This window comes from Rhodonellum sp. (assembly GCF_030656585.1).
GTDB lineage: Bacteria > Bacteroidota > Bacteroidia > Cytophagales > Cyclobacteriaceae > Rhodonellum > Rhodonellum psychrophilum.
This window is the reverse complement of sequence record NZ_JAUSPP010000072.1, coordinates 20,732-37,463: the sequence shown is the minus strand read 5'-3', so window position 1 is coordinate 37,463 and position 16,732 is coordinate 20,732. Positions and strand designations below refer to the sequence as shown.

Here is a 16,732-nt window from a genome sequence, read left to right as displayed (position 1 = left end):
AAACTATGAAAAAGTACCTATTTGCCATCGGAATGATGTTCCTGATTTCAATCAGCATCAAAGCTTCTAATGAAGCGTATGAAAAAGCCATGCGCACTGAAATCCAAAAATTGTATCGAGCGGGAAGTGTCCAAGATCTGCAACAATCGGCCAATGTTTTTTCTCGGATTGCGGAAATGAATAAGGAAGAATGGTTACCGGATTATTATGCAGCTTGGGCTTATGCGAATATGGGCTTTAGGACGGATGGGGGAATTCAGGAAAAGGATGGGTTCTTTGGGCAAGCCAAGATGCATGCGAAAAAGGCAGCAAGCATTTCACCAAACAATTCTGAAATCGTGGCGATGCAAGGATTCATCATCATGGGAGAATTGAGCGCGGATCCAAATTCACGAGGGCAAAGCCTATCGCCGATTGCCATGCAGACCTTTGCCAAAGCCATCGAACTGAACAGACAAAACCCGAGAGCCATCTTCATGATGGCCCAAATGGAAAATGGGATGGCCCAATTCTTTGGTCAGGGACCGGAAAAGGCCTGCGGATTGGTTGATGCCAGTTTGAAACTTTTTGAAAAAGAAGCCTCTGAAGCAAAAGAAGGAGCATTGGAGCCCATGTGGGGCAAAAATATGGCAGCCCAAATGAAGGCGGAGTGTCCATGAATTTGGCTATGTTTCCAACAGCCCATCCATCATCTTACCAGATGGAGGGGCTGTTTTCGAAATTTTTTCATGTCTGAATACTCCTTTCCCACAATTGCCAAAAGATCCTGTTTGTAAGAAAGTGCAAAAACCATATCTTCCATGGTGCATCGGATAATCGCTTTGTGACACGATAAGAACGTAAAACTGGGAAATTGTGATCGACACTCCTTTTGGTCAAATAATAGACAGGACCATGAATTTGAAAAATAAGAAATATACCACTACCAGTGCACCCGTCTTTAGGTCTTTTGGGAAATTCATCCTCTTGAATTTTGTGATTGCCTTGGTCTTGACGCTTTTTCAATGCGCAAAATGTTTTTTGTCTTCCGAGGGATTGGTTTCCATTCTTCCAGACTTTGGTTTCTCTTTTTTGATGTCCTCCGCGCTCAGTATGGGAGGGTTTCAGGTGCAGGAATTCTTTGACAAGAGGATTCCCTGGATCAAAAAACCTGTGAAAAGGCTGTTGCTGACGGCAGGTTCCTATTTGATCTATTCTTTTATCGTCAGTTATGTTTTGGTGATCCTGTATGTTTTGGTCAGTGTGGATGGGATTACTTTAGGGAAAATTTCATGGTGGGACATCATCGGCTATACAAAAATGCCGGTGGCGATCGCCCTCGTGATTATCTCCATCTTCACGACGAGGTCCTGGCTTTACCAATGGAGAAATTCGGCTTTGGAAACCGAAAAATTGAAATCCGAAAATTTGGCCAGTCAATATCAATCCCTGAAAAACCAATTGAACCCACATTTTCTCTTCAATTCCCTCAATGCGCTTTCCCATCTGGTTTACGAAAGTCCGGACAAATCCGCTGCGTTTATCCAGCAACTGTCCAGGATCTACCGTTACGTATTGGATGTGCAGCAGGAGGAATTGGTCGCAGTGGAAAGGGAACTGGCTTTTGCCCAAAATTTCTTGAGTTTGCAGAAAATCCGATTTGATGAAAGTTTGGAATTTCGACTTGTTGTGGATCGGTTGGAAGAGTATTTCATCCCACCACTTTCGCTCCAGCTGTTGTTGGAGAATGCCGTCAAACACAATGTGGCCAGCATGGAAAATCCATTGAAAATCACTATCGAGCGGATTGATGACAAATTGATCGTCCGAAACAACCTTCAAGAGAAGCTGACCCCGGAAGTTGAAGAAAGGGGGATCGGCCTGGAAAACATCTTCAAACGCTACGCACTCCTGAGCGATCAAATACCAAAAATCACAAAATCCAAAGCCGAATTCATCGTGGAATTGCCTTTGTTAAGGCTGGATGAATAAGGCGTTTGTCTCCCTTTTGGTATACTATTGCCAGCATTTGTATTCATTTTAAAAAATCCCCAATTATTTAAAGCAAAATGTCTTATTCCTCCAAGCTCCAAATCTTGATCATTGAAGATGAAAAACCTGCCGCAAATCGGTTGCGGCAACTGCTGCAGGGATTTTTTCCGGAGGCTGTTCTTCATGGACACTTGGACACGATCATTTCCAGTGTCGATTGGCTTCAGGGACATCCTGCCCCGGATTTGATTTTCTGTGACATTCAGTTGGCAGATGGTCAGAGTTTTGAAATTTTTGAAAGGATAAAAGTCGGATCTCCCATTATTTTCACGACCGCCTTTGACCAATATGCGATCAAGGCCTTTAAGCTAAATTCAATTGATTATTTATTGAAACCAATCGATCCCCAGGAATTGGATCAAGCCCTTCAAAAATTCCAGAGTCAACAAAAGCAAGCCAGTTTGGATATCCAACAGCTCAAAGCGCTACTGGTACCCCAAGCCGACCACCATAAATCCAGGTTTTTGGTCAAATACGGAGAGAAAATTCAAAGTGTGCAGACTGCTGATATCTCCATTTTTTTCAGTGAAGAAAAAGTGACGTACCTACAGACCAAGGAAGGGAGAAGATACATTTTGGATTATACCCTGGACCAATTGGAGGGGATGTTGGACCCCCGGAAGTTTTTCCGCCTGAACCGAAAATACATTGCCTCCTTTTCCTCTATTTCCGAAATCCACACGTATTCAAACAGCCGTCTCAAAATAAAACTGACAAATACCGAGGACCAAGACATCTTGGTGAGCAGGGAAAAAGTGGGGGAGTTTAAGAATTGGCTGGACGGTTGATGAATGGTGTTCGAGGGGGCTGCTTTTTTCCTTTTCCTGTCTAGAGCTATCGACTCCCATAGACAATACCAATTTTATTCCAGCCTGAAAGCACTCAATAATCAGTTGTTATTTACAATTTTTGACTTCACCCTATCGGGTTCAATTTTTTTTGGGAAAATGAGGTTGATTCCTAGAATAGGGCAAATGAATCTCAGGGACAAGGGAAGGGGGAAATTCAAAAGCCCCACAAAAAATGAATTTGTAGGGCTTTTGATTTATATTCTTACTTTTTCTTCTATTCGTTTGGCGTGAAGGGATTTGCTTTCCTGATCAAGCCATCTGGCAATTCACCTTCCGTGCTGGCGACCAAAGTACAGACCGTAGCATCTCCCGTGACATTGACCACTGTACGGAACATGTCCAAAATCCTATCCGGAGCAATGATCAGGGCAATTCCCGCTGCAGGAACATTGATGGATTCCAAAACGATAATCAGCATGATCAAGCCTGCTCCCGGGACTCCTGCAGAGCCAATGGAGGCAAGTGTAGCCGTCAAGACGATCATGAGCTGTTGGGTAATCGTCAGGTCCATTCCCAATGCTTGGGCGATAAAAACCGCCGCAACGCCTTGATAAAGACTTGTTCCGTCCATGTTGATCGTAGCTCCCAAGGGAAGCACAAAGCTACTTACCTCTTCGGAAACCCCGAGTTCCTCCTCTACCTGCTTCATTGTCACGGGTAAGGTGGCTGAGCTTGAGCTGGTGGAAAAAGCCAAGAGTTGTGCCGGACGAATGGCCCTGAAAAAGTCCAGATACTTGATTTTGGTGAAGGATTTCAAGATAAGGGGATAGACCACCATCATCATGATCAGCAAACCGCCGACTACGACCAGGCTGTATTTCAGTAAGGCCAACAACAGTTGAACGGCAGATTCGGGATTGTCCCCAGCAATCTCGACGATCAGTGATGCCATCAGGGCGAATACGCCATAAGGTGCGATCATCATGATATACCCCACGATTTGAATAATGACGTCATTGAGTCCATCAAAAAAAGCAATGACTGGGGTGGCTTTTGTCTTAGGGATCTGAAGCAAAGCGATGCCTACAATGATGGCGAAGAAGACCACCTGAAGCATGCTTGCATTGTCTGCGGCAGCCTTAAAGATGTTTTCCGGAACGATGTCCACCAATGGTTGAAGAGGGCTTTGTTCCTTGAATTTTTCCGCTTGAGATGTCCTTGTGTCAACGGCATCATCATAAAGGGCCATTAAGTTTTCACGCGTTTCCTGAGGAAGACTTTTTCCGGGTTGGAATACATTGACCAAGAGCAATCCAAGGCTAACCGCCAAAATGGTGGTAATCAGATAGGTTACAATGGTTTTTCCTCCGATTCGGCTCAACTTGGAGATGTCTCCCAGATTTGAAACCCCTACAATGAGCGATGCCAACACCAAGGGAACCGCGATCATTTTCAAGGCGTTGATGAAGATCGTCCCGATGGGTTTGATATAATTGATGGTAAAATCCGGAGAAAATCCAGCCTGTACGATGACCAGCCCAAAAATCAATCCTAAGACTAAGCCAGCGATGATTTGGGTATGCAGGGGTATTTTTTTTAACATATTCTCCGAATTAATTGCTTAAAGTTTATTTGATCTGCTAATCAGCAGATAATCTGCCAATACCAAGGCGGTCATTGCTTCTACGATGGGTACAGCCCTTGGTACGACACAGGGGTCATGTCTCCCTTTTCCAGAAATCGTAACGGTCTCACCAGCTTCATTTAGCGATTCCTGATCCTGCATAATCGTGGCCACGGGTTTGAAGGCCACGTTAAAGTAAATGTCCTCCCCATTCGAGATTCCTCCCTGGATTCCTCCTGAGTGGTTTGTTTTGGTCCGGATGCGGTCTCCATCTTTGAAGAAGGCGTCATTGTGTTCGGAACCTTTCATTTTGATGCCTTCGAAGCCACTGCCATACTCAAAGCCTTTTACGGCATTGATGCTCAGCATGGCTTTTCCAAGTTCAGCATGAAGCCGGTCAAAAACGGGTTCGCCAAGTCCAGCGGGGACATTTTTGGCGACACATGTCACCATTCCGCCTACGGTATCGCGGTTTTTTCTGACCTCGTCGATAAAGGTGATCATTTTTTCCGCCATCTCTGGGTCAGGGCAGCGGATGATATTGGTCTCTGTAAGGCTGAGGTCAAGTTCAGTGTATTGCTTTTCCAGTTTGAGATCGCCTGTTTGACTGACATAGGCTTGGATGCTGATTCCATAATGTTTCAAAAGAAGTTTGGCGATTGCCCCTGCGGCAACACGGGCTGCCGTTTCCCTGGCACTGCTTCTTCCGCCACCTCTATGGTCGCGAATGCCGTATTTTTCAAAATAGGTGTAATCTGCATGAGAAGGCCGGAATTTATCTGCGATGTGCCCATAATCCTTGCTCTTTTGATCCTCGTTTGCGATCACTATCCCAATCGGGGTGCCAGTGCTTTTTCCTTCAAACACTCCTGAAAGAATCTGAAATTCATCTTCTTCCTTTCTTTGGGTGGTGATTTTGGATTGGCCCGGTTTTCTCCTTTGCATTTCGGCCTTGATGAATTGCTCATCTATTTCCAAACCGGCTGGACAGCCATCGATGACCACTCCAAGCGCTTTTCCGTGCGATTCTCCGAATGTACTAATCTTGAATAATTTCCCAAACGTATTCCCCATTATCTCTTTTTCATGATCAGGACAGCCAATAATATTACTGAAGCTGCCAGTAGCAGATTGATAAAGAGCGAAAAATAATACTTATATCGTTGGTTTAAAAGTTTATTGTCCTCTAGTTCTATCAAATCATAAATCCCTCCCAGCCTTTGGTTGGAAATGGCTTGATTGACTTTGGATTCGCCCACCACCCGAATCACTGATTTTGGCTTAAGGGTATCGTATTTTTCAGTATTGGGATTGAAATAAATCCAGTTGAAGTGGTCGGCGAGTTTTACTTCTCCGGCTTCATTCAGGGTAAGAAAATAGGTGAATTCCTTGATTCCCGAGATCCGCCCATTGCCGCGATTGATCTGCTGGCGGACATTTGGATCGTAGGTATTGAGTTTTTGGATTTGGTTTGCCTTTGGAGGAGAAATCGAATTGATGTTTCCCTCGCCACTGACACCGAAATTATAGGTGAATCCCTCGCCCGTTTGCACCTGAAGATCGGTGAAATTTTCACGCAGCTGGTACAATCCCACGCTCACTTCATTTTTCAGGGGATGTGGAGGGAGTGGTTTGACCTTGATTTTCTTGCCTGATGAATAAAAGGTCTTGAAGTCTTCCAGACGGTTGCTGCCAAAAAAGGTCGGGTTTTTGGCCAACTTGTATTTGATCATTTCCCAAGCCACTGGGGGAATATTGATTTCCCCTTCAGAAAATGGGAAAAATACGGCCTCATAGACCTTGTATTTGATCCAGTTTTTCCCATTGAAAGTAACCTTTTCTGGTTGAATGCTCGTGATGTTGAAGTTTTCCTCCCAGGCATTGGAAGGTTTGATTTTTTTCAGCATTTCATCCAATTGCCTTCCAGGTTCATAGAACTGGAAGGGGGCTTGGTTGGTCTCTGACATGTAGAATGCTAGGCTGACGTTGATGCCTTCACCGACAAATACTTCCTCCTTGTTGACTGTGGAGGCGAAAAATGCATCGTCCTCGATTTCAATGAATTCAGGTTCAGCCTGCGTTCCTCCAAACAGATCGTCAGTTGGCCCAAAGAGTCCCGGGGTCCTTTGGGCGGCACGGGCGTCTACCACGTTGATTGATTTTCCGGGGGAAGCATAATCATTCCCGTTTATTTTTACCGAAAAACTTCCGGTTTGGAATCTGCCTTTTTTGGTTGGTTTGTAATATTGGATGATGCTGTTGGTACTGCTCATTTGCCCATTGATCAGGTTCATGGAGGAGGATTGCGAAAGTCCTTGCTTTTGGAATCCGGGGATCTCGGGGAATTGATCGTAGGACTTTATTTTGTCATTGGAAATCGTGACCTTTATGTTAAAGGTCTCATTTAGACCGATTTCGTCAGGCCCCAGTTCAATGGTTATTTCCTGGGCCCAGGTGTTGAAAGAAATAAAGCCGAAAAGCAATACAAAAAGACACTTGGCAATCGTTAATTTCATATTGGTATTTATTCTTGAGGAGCGCAAATTAACTTTATATTTTAAACGCAACAAACGATATCTAGTATCGTATCCATTATTAAATTGAACTTGTACAAACAAATTAATTTTAAGCTATGTTGGAATACGTTAAAATTGTTTTGATGAAAGTAAGTTTTGACAAGAGACTCTTCGAGAAAGAGTTGCGAAAGGGACTGAATCTTTTGATGCCGGCCGAAATCAAAGAATTCAGGGATTGGTGTTATCGGAATTTTTCCAAAATATATGAACCAGTGTTAAACAGATATTTTGTCGATTTTTCTGGATAAAATGTACAGCCCCATCAATGGGGCTTTTTTTTTGTCAATCAATCACCGGATGCCTTTTGAAAGGTTTGTCCCGATCAAAAAGATAGCGGTATGTTACCAATTTTCTGAAAGGTTTTCCACCGAGGTTTTTGGAAATATTCAGCATCTTCGGGTTGAAGTCCCCCTGCCAATACAGCTCCAGTTTTTTGTATCCCGTCCTTGATTTGATAACTTTTTCCGCTTCTACGATCATAAAATAATCCAAGCCCGATCCTTGAAATTCAGGTACGACTCCATATACGATTCCCACGAAGTTGGTATTGGTACCGAAAGTCTTGATCAAAAAAAACTTGAATTTTGCCCAGATCCCAAATTGACCCTTGAGGTGCTTGACGATTTGGTTGATGTCCGGGAGATTGATCCACATCACCACCGGCTCATTTTTATGGTAGACAAACCACACCAGCTTTTCGTCCAAGACGGGCTTGAGTGATTGGATCAATTTCCTCGCTTGGGCAATCGCCATCTCCTTATTTCCACTATGGTTTGCCCACGCCTTGTTGTAGACGGTACAGAAATCTTCCGCAAATTTATCCAGCTGATTTTTATTGACATGCCGGGCTTGGAAATCCGGATTGCCAGCAAATTTTTGGTGGCTTTCATAAAATTTGGCCTCCAGTTGGTTTGATTCCTCTGCCACGGAAAGGCTCCAGCATATCTGGTTGTAGAAGTTTTGGAAACCGTAATTCTCAAATAATTTCTGGTAATAAGGTGGGTTGAAATTCATGCTGTAGATCGGTGGATGGAATCCCTCCACCAACAATCCCCACCATTTGTCCCTGTCGCCCAGGTTGATTGGGCCATCCATTGCCTGCATGCCCCTTTCACCCAACCATTTCTTGGCAGTGTCAAACAATACATCAGCAACCTCTTGCTTATCGATACAATCAAAAAATCCAATCCCTCCGATGGGAAGCTCGTCCCCTTTGTTTTTGTATCTTTTATTCACAAAAGCGGCGATTCTTCCCAGGCAATTGCCTTCATAGTCCTTCACAATCCATCTTATCACCTCTCCATGTTGGAGCAGTTTGTTTTTCTGAGGATCAAATACAGCCAGAACATCCTGGTCCAAGGGTCTGATCCAGTTGGGGAAAAACCTGTTTATCAGGACATGGGTCTTGATAAATTCCTTTTCATCGATTTTTGATTTTATTTCCAATAACCGCATCGGATTTTTGGTTTAGCTAAAACAGTGGATTAAAAAACTTAATCTAAGATAGGTTAAAATTAATATTTCTCAACAAGCCTTGGAATTTTGTTCTTTTTATCGCTGATTTTTGAAAAACCTTATTGAAAGTTTCCTCTGTGAGTTCCTGCCAATCCTTATTTCCCATGGTTTTTAGGTCGGGATGAGGAGCAAATTTGGCTTCCTGGTGGGGTTTGGAGAAACTGTTCCAGGGACAGACATCCTGACAAATATCGCATCCGAAGACCCAGTTTTCGAATTTCCCCTTCATCTCATTGGGGATTTGATCCTTGAGCTCAATCGTGAAATAAGAAATGCACTTGGATCCATCCACCACTCCCGCTTGTACGATAGCATCTGTGGGGCAGGCATCCACACATTTGGTACAGGTACCGCAGTAGTCCTTGATCATGGGCGGATCAGGCGTGACTTCCAGGTCGATGATCAGTTCGGCCAGAAAAAAGAAACTGCCCATTTGGCGGTTCAAGAGCAGGCTGTTTTTTCCTTGCCAGCCCAATCCTGATTTTTGTGCCCACTGTCGCTCCATTACGGGCGCAGAATCCACAAATGCCCTGCCCCCAAATTCCCCAATTTCGGTCCTCAGGTTGGTGAGCAGCGTTTTCAGTTTCTCTTTGATGACGAAGTGGTAATCTTCACCATAAGCGTATTTGGCAATCTTCAAATTCTCAGGGGAATCGGGGAGCCTTTTTTCGGGATAATAATTGTAGATCAGGCTGATCACCGTTTTGGCTCCTTCCACCAAAAGTGTTGGGTCCAAGCGTTTGTCAAAATGATTGGCCATGTAGGCCATCTCACCATGGTGGTTTTTATTCAACCAATCCTCCAGCTTCGGCGCTTCCTCTTTCAAAAATTCCGCCTTGGCCACACCACAAAAATCAAATCCCAGATTTTTGGCTTGGGTTTTTATAATTTGGGCATATTTGTCTTTTTGAACATTCATTTATTGGTCAAATAAACCAGCGGTCCCTCCCTTGGTATTTGGTTTTATTTTTAGGTGTTTATAGGCAAGTTCAGTGGCCATTCTGCCTCTTGCAGTTCTTTTGAGATAGCCTTCTTGGATCAAAAAGGGCTCGTATACCTCTTCGATGGTTTCTGCTTCTTCAGAACAAGCCGTCGCGATGGTACTCAAACCCACAGGCCCGCCGTTGAATTTTTCGATGATGGTCATCAGGATCCTATTGTCCATCTCGTCCAATCCATTTTCATCCACATCCAAAGCGTTCAGGGCAATCTTGGCGATGTCCATATTGATAGTCCCATTTCCCTTTATTTCGGCGAAATCGCGCGTTCTTCGGAGGAGCATGTTGGAAATACGGGGTGTTCCCCGGCTCCTTCTGGCGATTTCATAGGCGGCAACATCATCGATCGGGGTCTTCAGGATTCCCGCAGATCGGGTCACGATGTCGGTGAGCAATTTGGCGTCGTAATATTCCAATCGGGAATTGATACCAAACCGCGCTCTGAGAGGCGATGTCAAAAGTCCAGATCGGGTAGTGGCGCCGATGAGCGTAAAAGGACTGAGGGAAATCTGTACCGATCGGGCATTTGGACCCGAATCCAGCATGATGTCTATCCTGAAATCCTCCATGGCCGAATAGAGATATTCCTCCACGATGGGATTCAACCTGTGGATCTCATCAATAAACAAGACATCGCCCTCTTCCAGATTTGTCAAAAGGCCGGCAAGGTCGGAGGGTTTGTCCAAAACCGGACCGGATGTGATCTTGATCCCCGCCTCCAATTCGTTGGCAATGATATAGCTCAAGGTTGTTTTTCCCAAGCCCGGAGGTCCATGGAGCAAGACATGGTCCAGGGGTTCATTTCTTTTCTTTGCCGCCAGAACGAAAATTTTCAGGTTTTCGACGATTTTGTATTGTCCCGTAAAATCATCAAAACTCAAGGGACGCAGCGCTTTTTCTATCTCCTTGTCCGAGGCGCTCAGGTTGTTGTTCTCTCCACTCAGATAATCTTCTCTCATAGCATGTTTGTCCGCGTCTACAAAGATAGAAAATTCAATCAAGGCATCAGGGTAAAAAAAATTGTTCTCCAATACAATCTGCAATCTTATTGCATTCTCTATCGGTTTTGGGGAATTATTTGGAAAAATAAATTTAACTTTCGGAAAAATCACCATTGTCCATGCGAAGCAACGCAAACAAGAATATCATCTATTCCCTCATTCTTTTATTATTGGTAGCTGTAGTCTACCTCTACCGCCAAAATCAGCAAAAACCGGCGGAAGAAATCCTCGAACAGACGATCGGGAGAGTGAGTATTTCCGGAAGCACGATGGGAACGACCTATAGGGTCGTGTACATGGATGCCCAGGAGCGGGATTTCAAAAAAGAAGTGGATTCACTTTTGTTGGTTTTCAACCAATCGCTGTCCACCTATATTCCTGAATCCGAAATCAGCAGATTCAACAATGCGGATACTTTGGTATTTGACCTTCCCTACTTTTATCCCGTCTTGCAGGCCAGTAAGGAGATCTATCAAAAAACAGAGGGTGCATTTGATCCGACGGTGGGCCCCTTGGTCAATCTATGGGGCTTTGGTCCCGGAGGTCCGCAGCTAAAGGATAGCGTAAACATCCAAAATATGCTCTCCTTGGTGGATTATAATTCCATTGTTTTTGATTCCAACAGGGTTATCAAACGAAAACCGGGAATGTATCTTGATTTCAGTGCAGTGGCAAAAGGCTATGGCGTGGATGTAGTGTCCGAATACCTGGCTTCGAAAGGCATAGAAAACATGCTGGTGGAGATCGGAGGGGAATTGAGTGCCAAAGGCGTCAACGAAAGAGGTGAATTGTGGAAAGTGGGGATCAACAGACCTGAGGAATTGGGAAATGCCGATGATATTTTCAGCATCATCGCCTTGGACAACCAAGCCATGGCCACCTCCGGTAATTACAGAAACTATTACGAAGCGGATGGCATCAAAATCTCCCATACGATCAATCCTGCCACCGGAAGGCCGGTCAAACACGGTTTGCTCAGTGCGACTGTATTGGCAGCCAACTGCATGAAGGCGGATGCATTGGCGACGGGTATGATGGTCATGGGCGTGGAAAAATCCATTGCGCTCCAGCAAAAAGAAGGGGATTTTGAGCTCTTCCTGATTTACAACGATGAACAGGGGCAGCTCAAGACCTTTGCCAGCGAGGGCTTGATTCCATTCTTGTCTTTCCCACATGACTGATCCGATGCTTGGTAACTTTCTGATTTTGTTTTTTACCGCAATAGCCGCCGGCAGTTTGGCCTATTTCATCCCCAACTGGCAGCAGCGGTATTTCAAATTGGTCCTGGTTTTTGCGGGTTCCTATCTTTTTGCCATCACGGTCTTGCATATTCTACCCGAACTCTTTGTCGGGACAGACGATGCGACCAATATGGGGCTTTATATCCTGTTGGGTTTTTTGTTGCAGCAGGTTTTGGAATTATTTTCTTCCGGTGTGGAGCATGGGCATATCCATCACGGAGGCCATCACCACCACGGGCTCCAATCCGGTGTGTTTACCTTGATGATTGGGCTTTTTCTTCATGCATTTTTGGAGGGGACTTTATTGTCGCAGGATGGGATTTTGAGTGATCACCTGCACGGTCACGAAGGACATTCCCACAGTCATGGGAGCAACAACCTGCTTTTTGGGATCTTACTCCACAAGGGACCCGAGGCATTTGCTTTGGTGGCGGTTTTGGTGGGTAGCTTGAAAAAGAGGTGGGTGTTTGTTTTGTTGGTGGTCTTTGCACTGGCTTCCCCATTGGGTATGTTGCTGAGCTCTCTTTTGTATGAGCAGAGTTTTATCGGAAGCGGCGCATTGCGGGTGATTTATGGGATGGTGGCCGGAGGATTCCTCCACATATCCACCACCATATTCTTCGAGAGCAGTCCCGACCATCGATTTCATCTCAATAAAGTTCTGATCAGTGTATTTGCTTTCGCTTTGGCGATTTCGTTTGAGATGATTTTCTAAATAGAATCAGGGTATTTTTTCCGTGTAAACCAAATTAAATTTCTTTCAGGGTGTAAGGATTGCTTTCGGTCTCTATATGTTGCTAATATGTTATATATTTGGTAAATTGATATATAGAGCCAAAGATATGCCCCATGGAAAAACCCTCCTGTCCCAAATGTGAACACCCTAAAGTGGTGAAAAGTGGCGTTGTCGGTGGAAGACAACGGTTCAAATGCAAAAAATGTGGATATCATTTCACGGTCGAAAAGCTCGGGAAATCGATTGATAAATACTATGTGGTCAAAGCCTTACAGCTTTACATCGAAGGGATTTCTTACCGGGAAATCGAAAGAATATTGGGTGTGAGCCATGTGTCCGTCATGAATTGGGTCAAGCAATACAAGATCAAAGCCCCCGAAAATTACGATTACCGACCCACCTACAAAGTTCTGAATCATGCTGAATTGGTCAAATTTATGGCATTGAAGGAGAATTTGACCAATACGGGCATGATGATCACCGAACTGGGAGACAAGTACATGATCATCAAATGGGTCCGCTTCAAAAACCGATAAGAGGAAATTTTATTCGGTTGGCTATATTTACTTACCGGATATATACTTCAATTGTTATTTTTTCAAGACAACTTTTCAACTTGGGGATCTCTTGTGGTCGGCGCTTTAATTATGTGAACGACTCCAATAAACCCAAATGACAATGAAATATCTAATTAATCTGCTAGGAAGCACGTTGATGATGGTCTACCTGGCGAATCCGAGCCAAGCCAAAGATTCTCTGGCCCTTTCCTCCAACGAAAGGCAGGTGGATTTGACCGACCATTCCTACAAACCCCTTACCCTCAATCTCAGCGAAGATGGTTCCAAATATGTCAGGTTTCTGATTTGGAATCAGATCTGGGCACGGGTTACTGAAAACAACCCCGGTACGCTTGGGGTAAATGGATCTCCACAACGCAATTCTGCCGATATGGGGATGAGAAGAGCGCGGGTTTTGGCATATGCCCAAGTTTCTCCCCGATTTCTTATCCTTACCCACTTCGGAATCAATAACCAAACATTTATCAATGGTGGCGTTCCAGGCGGAGGGGCCACTGGGAATCCGGGATTGCTTCCGGTAGCCACCGATCCAGAAACAGGTTTTGGAACCGCAAATGCACTTTCCGCCAAAAAACCCCAATTGTTTTTTCATGACATCTGGACCGAATACAAAGTGTTCAATGAACTTTATATCGGTATGGGACTTCATTACTGGAACGGAATCTCAAGAATGAGCAGCCATAGCACCTTGAATTTTATGGCCGTGGATGCCCCGATTTTCAACTGGCCATTGATTGAATTGACGGACCAGTTTGCCCGACAATTCGGTTTTTACGCAAAAGGTCAACTTGGGAAATGGGATTATCGGCTTGCCTTAAACAAACCCTTTGCCGTGGGCAATGGCGGAAGATACGATGAGGCACGCCAAAGACCCATTTCTGCCAATATCGTCAATGACAGTTGGGCCACACAGGGATATATCGCTTACCAGTTTTTGGAAAAAGAGAACAACAAGCTGCCATTTTTTGTCGGGAGTTATTTGGGAACGAAAAAAGTCTTTAATTTAGGTGGAGGTTGGCACCATCATCCGGGAGCAACTTCCTCTAAAAATGCGTCAGGAGTGGTCCAAAACCATGACATTTCGCTGATAGGTTTGGATGCTTTTCTTGATATACCCTTGAACAAAAACTCTGGGACGGCCCTCACTACTTATGCCGTGTTTTACAATTATGATTTTGGCCCCAATTATATTCGGAATGTAGGGATCATGAATGTAGGTTTTGGTGCAGGAACTTCGCAGAATGGACCGGGAAATGCACAGCCGACGATCGGCACCGGAAATATCTTTTATACCCAATCGGGTTTTCTCCTTCCAAAGAAAATCCTTGGTGAAAAGGGCCGCTTGCAACCCTTCGGGGCGCTTACGCACAAAAATTTCCAATACTTTGATGAGGGCTCTTGGCAATATGATCTTGGTTTGAATTACTACATCAACAGTCATCATGCCAAAATCACCTTTCAATACAGCCAACGGCCTCTCTTTGAAAACTTTATACAATCCGGTTCTGCCGGGGAATTCATCTTGCAAACACAAATATTTCTTTAAACCCCAAAATACATATGTCAAACAACAAACTACGCATGCAGGAGTACTGGAAAAAGAACCTCAAAACTCTTTTTATCCTGCTCTCCATTTGGTTTCTGGTTTCCTTCGGATTTGGAATCCTCCTGGTAGAACCGCTCAACTCCATCAGAATGGGGGGCTTCAAACTGGGTTTCTGGTTTGCCCAGCAGGGCTCTATTTATTCTTTTGTCATTCTGATTTTTGTGTACGTTGTCCGCATGAATCGATTGGACAGAGAATTTGATGTAAACGAAGAATAACCCAACCTCTAAAACTAAAATCACTATGGATATTTTAACTTGGACCTACATACTGGTCGGGGCTTCCTTTGCACTTTATATCGGGATTGCCATTGCCACCAGGGCAGGCTCTACCAAAGAATTTTATACTGCCGGCGGTGGGGTTTCCCCTTTGGCCAATGGCATGGCGACTGCCGCAGATTGGATGTCGGCGGCCTCCTTCATCTCCATGGCGGGGATTATCGCTTTCTCGGGATATGACGGATCCGTTTACCTGATGGGATGGACGGGTGGTTATGTCCTTCTTGCTTTGCTTTTGGCTCCCTATCTCAGGAAGTTCGGGAAATTCACGGTCCCTGATTTTGTGGGGGATCGGTATTACTCCAACAAAGCAAGGGTAGTGGCTGTCATCTGTGCGCTCTTTATCTCTTTCACCTATGTGGCGGGACAAATGAGAGGCGTGGGCATCGTTTTCTCCAGATATTTGGAAGTAGATATCAATACGGGCGTATATATCGGGATGGGCATTGTCTTCTTCTACGCGGTTTTGGGAGGAATGAAAGGCATCACCTATACCCAAGTTGCCCAATATTGTGTTTTGATTTTTGCCTTTATGGTGCCCGCGATTTTCGTTTCCATGCAGCTCACCGGCAATCCTATTCCACAATTGGGATTGGGAGGAACGGTTGAAGGGGGTGAATTCCTTCTTGACAAATTGGATGGTGTATTGGGGGATCTTGGCTTTGCTGAATATACCTCAGGACGAAAGGACATGATCGATATTTTCGCCATTACACTGGCCTTGATGGTGGGTACGGCTGGACTTCCACACGTGATCGTGAGATTTTTCACTGTCCCACGGGTGAAGGATGCGCGTCTTTCTGCAGGATATGCCTTGGTTTTTATTGCGATCCTTTATACCACAGCACCTGCAGTGGCAGCTTTTGGAATTTATAATGCGATCAATACGGTGGCAGACAAGCCTGTAAACGATTTGCCGGTCTGGGTGGACAATTGGAAGAAAACCAATTTGATCACCATCAACGACATCAACGGGGACGGAATTGTTCAATACACGCCTAACCCAGCGACCAACGAGATGATTATCGACAAGGATATCATGGTTTTGGCCGCGCCGGAAATCGCGAAATTGCCCAATTGGGTTGTTGGACTTGTTGCTGCCGGAGGAATGGCTGCAGCACTTTCCACAGCGGCAGGCTTGCTTTTGGTGATTTCCACATCTGTTTCAAGGGATTTGTTCAGGACTTTCAGACCTTCCATGACCGAAAAGACGGAGCTTAGAATCGCCAGGGGAGCTGCGGCAGTTGCAGTGATCATCGCAGGTTGGTTCGGGATCAACCCTCCGGGATTTGTGGCGGAAGTCGTCGCCTTTGCATTTGGGTTGGCTGCGGCGTCCTTTTTCCCTGTGATCATCATGGGGATTTTCTCCAGCAGGATGAACAAAGAAGGGGCCATTGCCGGGATGATTTCGGGATTGGTATTCACCCTTGGTTATATCACCTACTTTAAATTTGGAGTCAATCTATTCGGCCTATCTCCCGAATCGGTTACCTCCAGCAATTGGTGGTTTGGTATCTCTCCAGAGGGGATTGGATCCATCGGGATGCTGATCAATTTTGTGGCTTGTTTTATCGTTTCCAAACTCACCCCAGCACCACCACAGTATGTGCAGGACATGATTCAGGAAATCAGGATCCCAAGAGGAGCTGGAAAAGCACAAGAGCATTGAGCATCCTAAGGAAATAGTAATTCCAAATAGGGAACTCCGGCAAGGGAATTGTCGGAGCTTCCCTTTTTTTCGAGGTTGAAATGGGTTA

16 protein-coding genes are annotated in these 16,732 nt (G+C 44.9%); 10 read left to right on the top strand and 6 right to left on the bottom strand.

Going from position 1 to position 16,732, the window contains the following annotated elements; genetic code table 11:
- The first annotated feature begins 5 nt into the window (after positions 1-5).
- The 3 genes from Q7J63_RS17920 to Q7J63_RS17910 all read left to right on the top strand — a co-directional run bounded on the left by Q7J63_RS17920 (position 6) and on the right by Q7J63_RS17910 (position 2,819).
- Complete coding sequence (locus tag Q7J63_RS17920; protein WP_304888142.1) at positions 6-659, top strand: hypothetical protein; 654 nt, start codon at positions 6-8, stop codon at positions 657-659.
- Positions 660-894: 235 nt separating this feature from the next.
- Entirely contained in the window at positions 895-1,971 is a 1,077-nt protein-coding gene (locus tag Q7J63_RS17915) for a sensor histidine kinase (protein WP_304888140.1), read from the top strand.
- Positions 1,972-2,048: 77 nt separating this feature from the next.
- Complete coding sequence (locus Q7J63_RS17910; RefSeq protein ID WP_304888138.1) at positions 2,049-2,819, top strand: LytTR family DNA-binding domain-containing protein; 771 nt, start codon at positions 2,049-2,051, stop codon at positions 2,817-2,819.
- A 277-nt stretch (positions 2,820-3,096) separates the two neighbouring features.
- On the opposite strand, the gene Q7J63_RS17905 is transcribed toward Q7J63_RS17910, so the two are convergent.
- Genes Q7J63_RS17905 through Q7J63_RS17895 form a run of 3 tightly spaced genes read right to left on the bottom strand, consistent with a single transcriptional unit; the run spans position 3,097 to position 6,962 of the window.
- Positions 3,097-4,425 carry a dicarboxylate/amino acid:cation symporter gene (locus tag Q7J63_RS17905; RefSeq protein WP_304888136.1) on the bottom strand — a complete coding sequence of 443 codons (1,329 nt, stop codon included), beginning with the start codon at positions 4,423-4,425 and terminating at the stop codon, positions 3,097-3,099.
- A gap of 18 nt (positions 4,426-4,443) precedes the next feature.
- Complete coding sequence (gene aroC, locus Q7J63_RS17900) at positions 4,444-5,520, bottom strand: chorismate synthase (RefSeq protein WP_304888134.1); 1,077 nt, start codon at positions 5,518-5,520, stop codon at positions 4,444-4,446.
- A complete protein-coding gene (locus tag Q7J63_RS17895; protein ID WP_304888131.1) occupies positions 5,520-6,962 on the bottom strand; it encodes a BatD family protein in 1,443 nt (480 codons plus the stop codon). The genes aroC and Q7J63_RS17895 overlap by 1 nt, the downstream gene beginning before the upstream one ends.
- A gap of 116 nt (positions 6,963-7,078) precedes the next feature.
- Here Q7J63_RS17895 and Q7J63_RS17890 point away from each other — a divergent pair, with 116 nt between their 5' ends.
- A complete protein-coding gene (locus tag Q7J63_RS17890; protein ID WP_019596568.1) occupies positions 7,079-7,270 on the top strand; it encodes a hypothetical protein in 192 nt (63 codons plus the stop codon).
- Positions 7,271-7,304: 34 nt separating this feature from the next.
- On the opposite strand, the gene Q7J63_RS17885 is transcribed toward Q7J63_RS17890, so the two are convergent.
- From Q7J63_RS17885 to ruvB, 3 genes are read right to left on the bottom strand one after another with little or no spacing between them, the layout of a single operon-like run.
- Entirely contained in the window at positions 7,305-8,477 is a 1,173-nt protein-coding gene (locus Q7J63_RS17885) for a hypothetical protein (protein ID WP_304888129.1), read from the bottom strand.
- Between the two features lie 43 nt (positions 8,478-8,520).
- A complete protein-coding gene (queG, locus tag Q7J63_RS17880; RefSeq protein ID WP_019596570.1) occupies positions 8,521-9,456 on the bottom strand; it encodes a tRNA epoxyqueuosine(34) reductase QueG in 936 nt (311 codons plus the stop codon).
- The gene (ruvB, locus tag Q7J63_RS17875; protein WP_026333481.1) at positions 9,457-10,494 is read right to left on the bottom strand and encodes a Holliday junction branch migration DNA helicase RuvB; all 1,038 of its coding nucleotides are present in this window, start codon (positions 10,492-10,494) and stop codon (positions 9,457-9,459) included.
- A gap of 161 nt (positions 10,495-10,655) precedes the next feature.
- Here ruvB and Q7J63_RS17870 point away from each other — a divergent pair, with 161 nt between their 5' ends.
- The 6 genes from Q7J63_RS17870 to Q7J63_RS17845 all read left to right on the top strand — a co-directional run bounded on the left by Q7J63_RS17870 (position 10,656) and on the right by Q7J63_RS17845 (position 16,644).
- Entirely contained in the window at positions 10,656-11,717 is a 1,062-nt protein-coding gene (locus tag Q7J63_RS17870) for an FAD:protein FMN transferase (RefSeq protein ID WP_304888125.1), read from the top strand.
- A gap of 4 nt (positions 11,718-11,721) precedes the next feature.
- A complete protein-coding gene (locus Q7J63_RS17865; RefSeq protein ID WP_304888123.1) occupies positions 11,722-12,492 on the top strand; it encodes a zinc permease in 771 nt (256 codons plus the stop codon).
- A gap of 134 nt (positions 12,493-12,626) precedes the next feature.
- The gene (locus Q7J63_RS17860) at positions 12,627-13,049 is read left to right on the top strand and encodes a helix-turn-helix domain-containing protein (RefSeq protein ID WP_304888121.1); all 423 of its coding nucleotides are present in this window, start codon (positions 12,627-12,629) and stop codon (positions 13,047-13,049) included.
- Between the two features lie 142 nt (positions 13,050-13,191).
- Positions 13,192-14,637, top strand: coding sequence for a porin (locus tag Q7J63_RS17855; RefSeq protein WP_304888119.1), 1,446 nt, complete (start codon positions 13,192-13,194; stop codon positions 14,635-14,637).
- Positions 14,638-14,651: 14 nt separating this feature from the next.
- Positions 14,652-14,915 (top strand): DUF4212 domain-containing protein, encoded by a 264-nt coding sequence (locus Q7J63_RS17850; protein WP_304888117.1) that lies wholly within the window; start codon positions 14,652-14,654, stop codon positions 14,913-14,915.
- 25 nt (positions 14,916-14,940) lie between these two features.
- Positions 14,941-16,644 carry a sodium:solute symporter family protein gene (locus Q7J63_RS17845; RefSeq protein ID WP_019596577.1) on the top strand — a complete coding sequence of 568 codons (1,704 nt, stop codon included), beginning with the start codon at positions 14,941-14,943 and terminating at the stop codon, positions 16,642-16,644.
- Positions 16,645-16,732 lie beyond the last annotated feature (88 nt).

What these genes read in the sequence shown, in the direction of transcription:
- queG (WP_019596570.1), bottom strand. Translation starts at nt 9,456, where the DNA reads ATGAATGTTCAAAAAGACAAATATGCCCAAATTATAAAAACCCAAGCC.
- aroC (WP_304888134.1), bottom strand. Translation starts at nt 5,520, where the DNA reads ATGGGGAATACGTTTGGGAAATTATTCAAGATTAGTACATTCGGAGAA.
- Q7J63_RS17850 (WP_304888117.1), top strand. Translation starts at nt 14,652, where the DNA reads ATGTCAAACAACAAACTACGCATGCAGGAGTACTGGAAAAAGAACCTC.
- Q7J63_RS17910 (WP_304888138.1), top strand. Translation starts at nt 2,049, where the DNA reads ATGTCTTATTCCTCCAAGCTCCAAATCTTGATCATTGAAGATGAAAAA.
- Q7J63_RS17845 (WP_019596577.1), top strand. Translation starts at nt 14,941, where the DNA reads ATGGATATTTTAACTTGGACCTACATACTGGTCGGGGCTTCCTTTGCA.
- Q7J63_RS17885 (WP_304888129.1), bottom strand. Translation starts at nt 8,477, where the DNA reads ATGCGGTTATTGGAAATAAAATCAAAAATCGATGAAAAGGAATTTATC.
- Q7J63_RS17870 (WP_304888125.1), top strand. Translation starts at nt 10,656, where the DNA reads ATGCGAAGCAACGCAAACAAGAATATCATCTATTCCCTCATTCTTTTA.
- Q7J63_RS17860 (WP_304888121.1), top strand. Translation starts at nt 12,627, where the DNA reads ATGGAAAAACCCTCCTGTCCCAAATGTGAACACCCTAAAGTGGTGAAA.
- Q7J63_RS17865 (WP_304888123.1), top strand. Translation starts at nt 11,722, where the DNA reads ATGCTTGGTAACTTTCTGATTTTGTTTTTTACCGCAATAGCCGCCGGC.
- ruvB (WP_026333481.1), bottom strand. Translation starts at nt 10,494, where the DNA reads ATGAGAGAAGATTATCTGAGTGGAGAGAACAACAACCTGAGCGCCTCG.
- Q7J63_RS17915 (WP_304888140.1), top strand. Translation starts at nt 895, where the DNA reads ATGAATTTGAAAAATAAGAAATATACCACTACCAGTGCACCCGTCTTT.
- Q7J63_RS17855 (WP_304888119.1), top strand. Translation starts at nt 13,192, where the DNA reads ATGAAATATCTAATTAATCTGCTAGGAAGCACGTTGATGATGGTCTAC.
- Q7J63_RS17895 (WP_304888131.1), bottom strand. Translation starts at nt 6,962, where the DNA reads ATGAAATTAACGATTGCCAAGTGTCTTTTTGTATTGCTTTTCGGCTTT.
- Q7J63_RS17920 (WP_304888142.1), top strand. Translation starts at nt 6, where the DNA reads ATGAAAAAGTACCTATTTGCCATCGGAATGATGTTCCTGATTTCAATC.
- Q7J63_RS17890 (WP_019596568.1), top strand. Translation starts at nt 7,079, where the DNA reads ATGTTGGAATACGTTAAAATTGTTTTGATGAAAGTAAGTTTTGACAAG.
- Q7J63_RS17905 (WP_304888136.1), bottom strand. Translation starts at nt 4,425, where the DNA reads ATGTTAAAAAAAATACCCCTGCATACCCAAATCATCGCTGGCTTAGTC.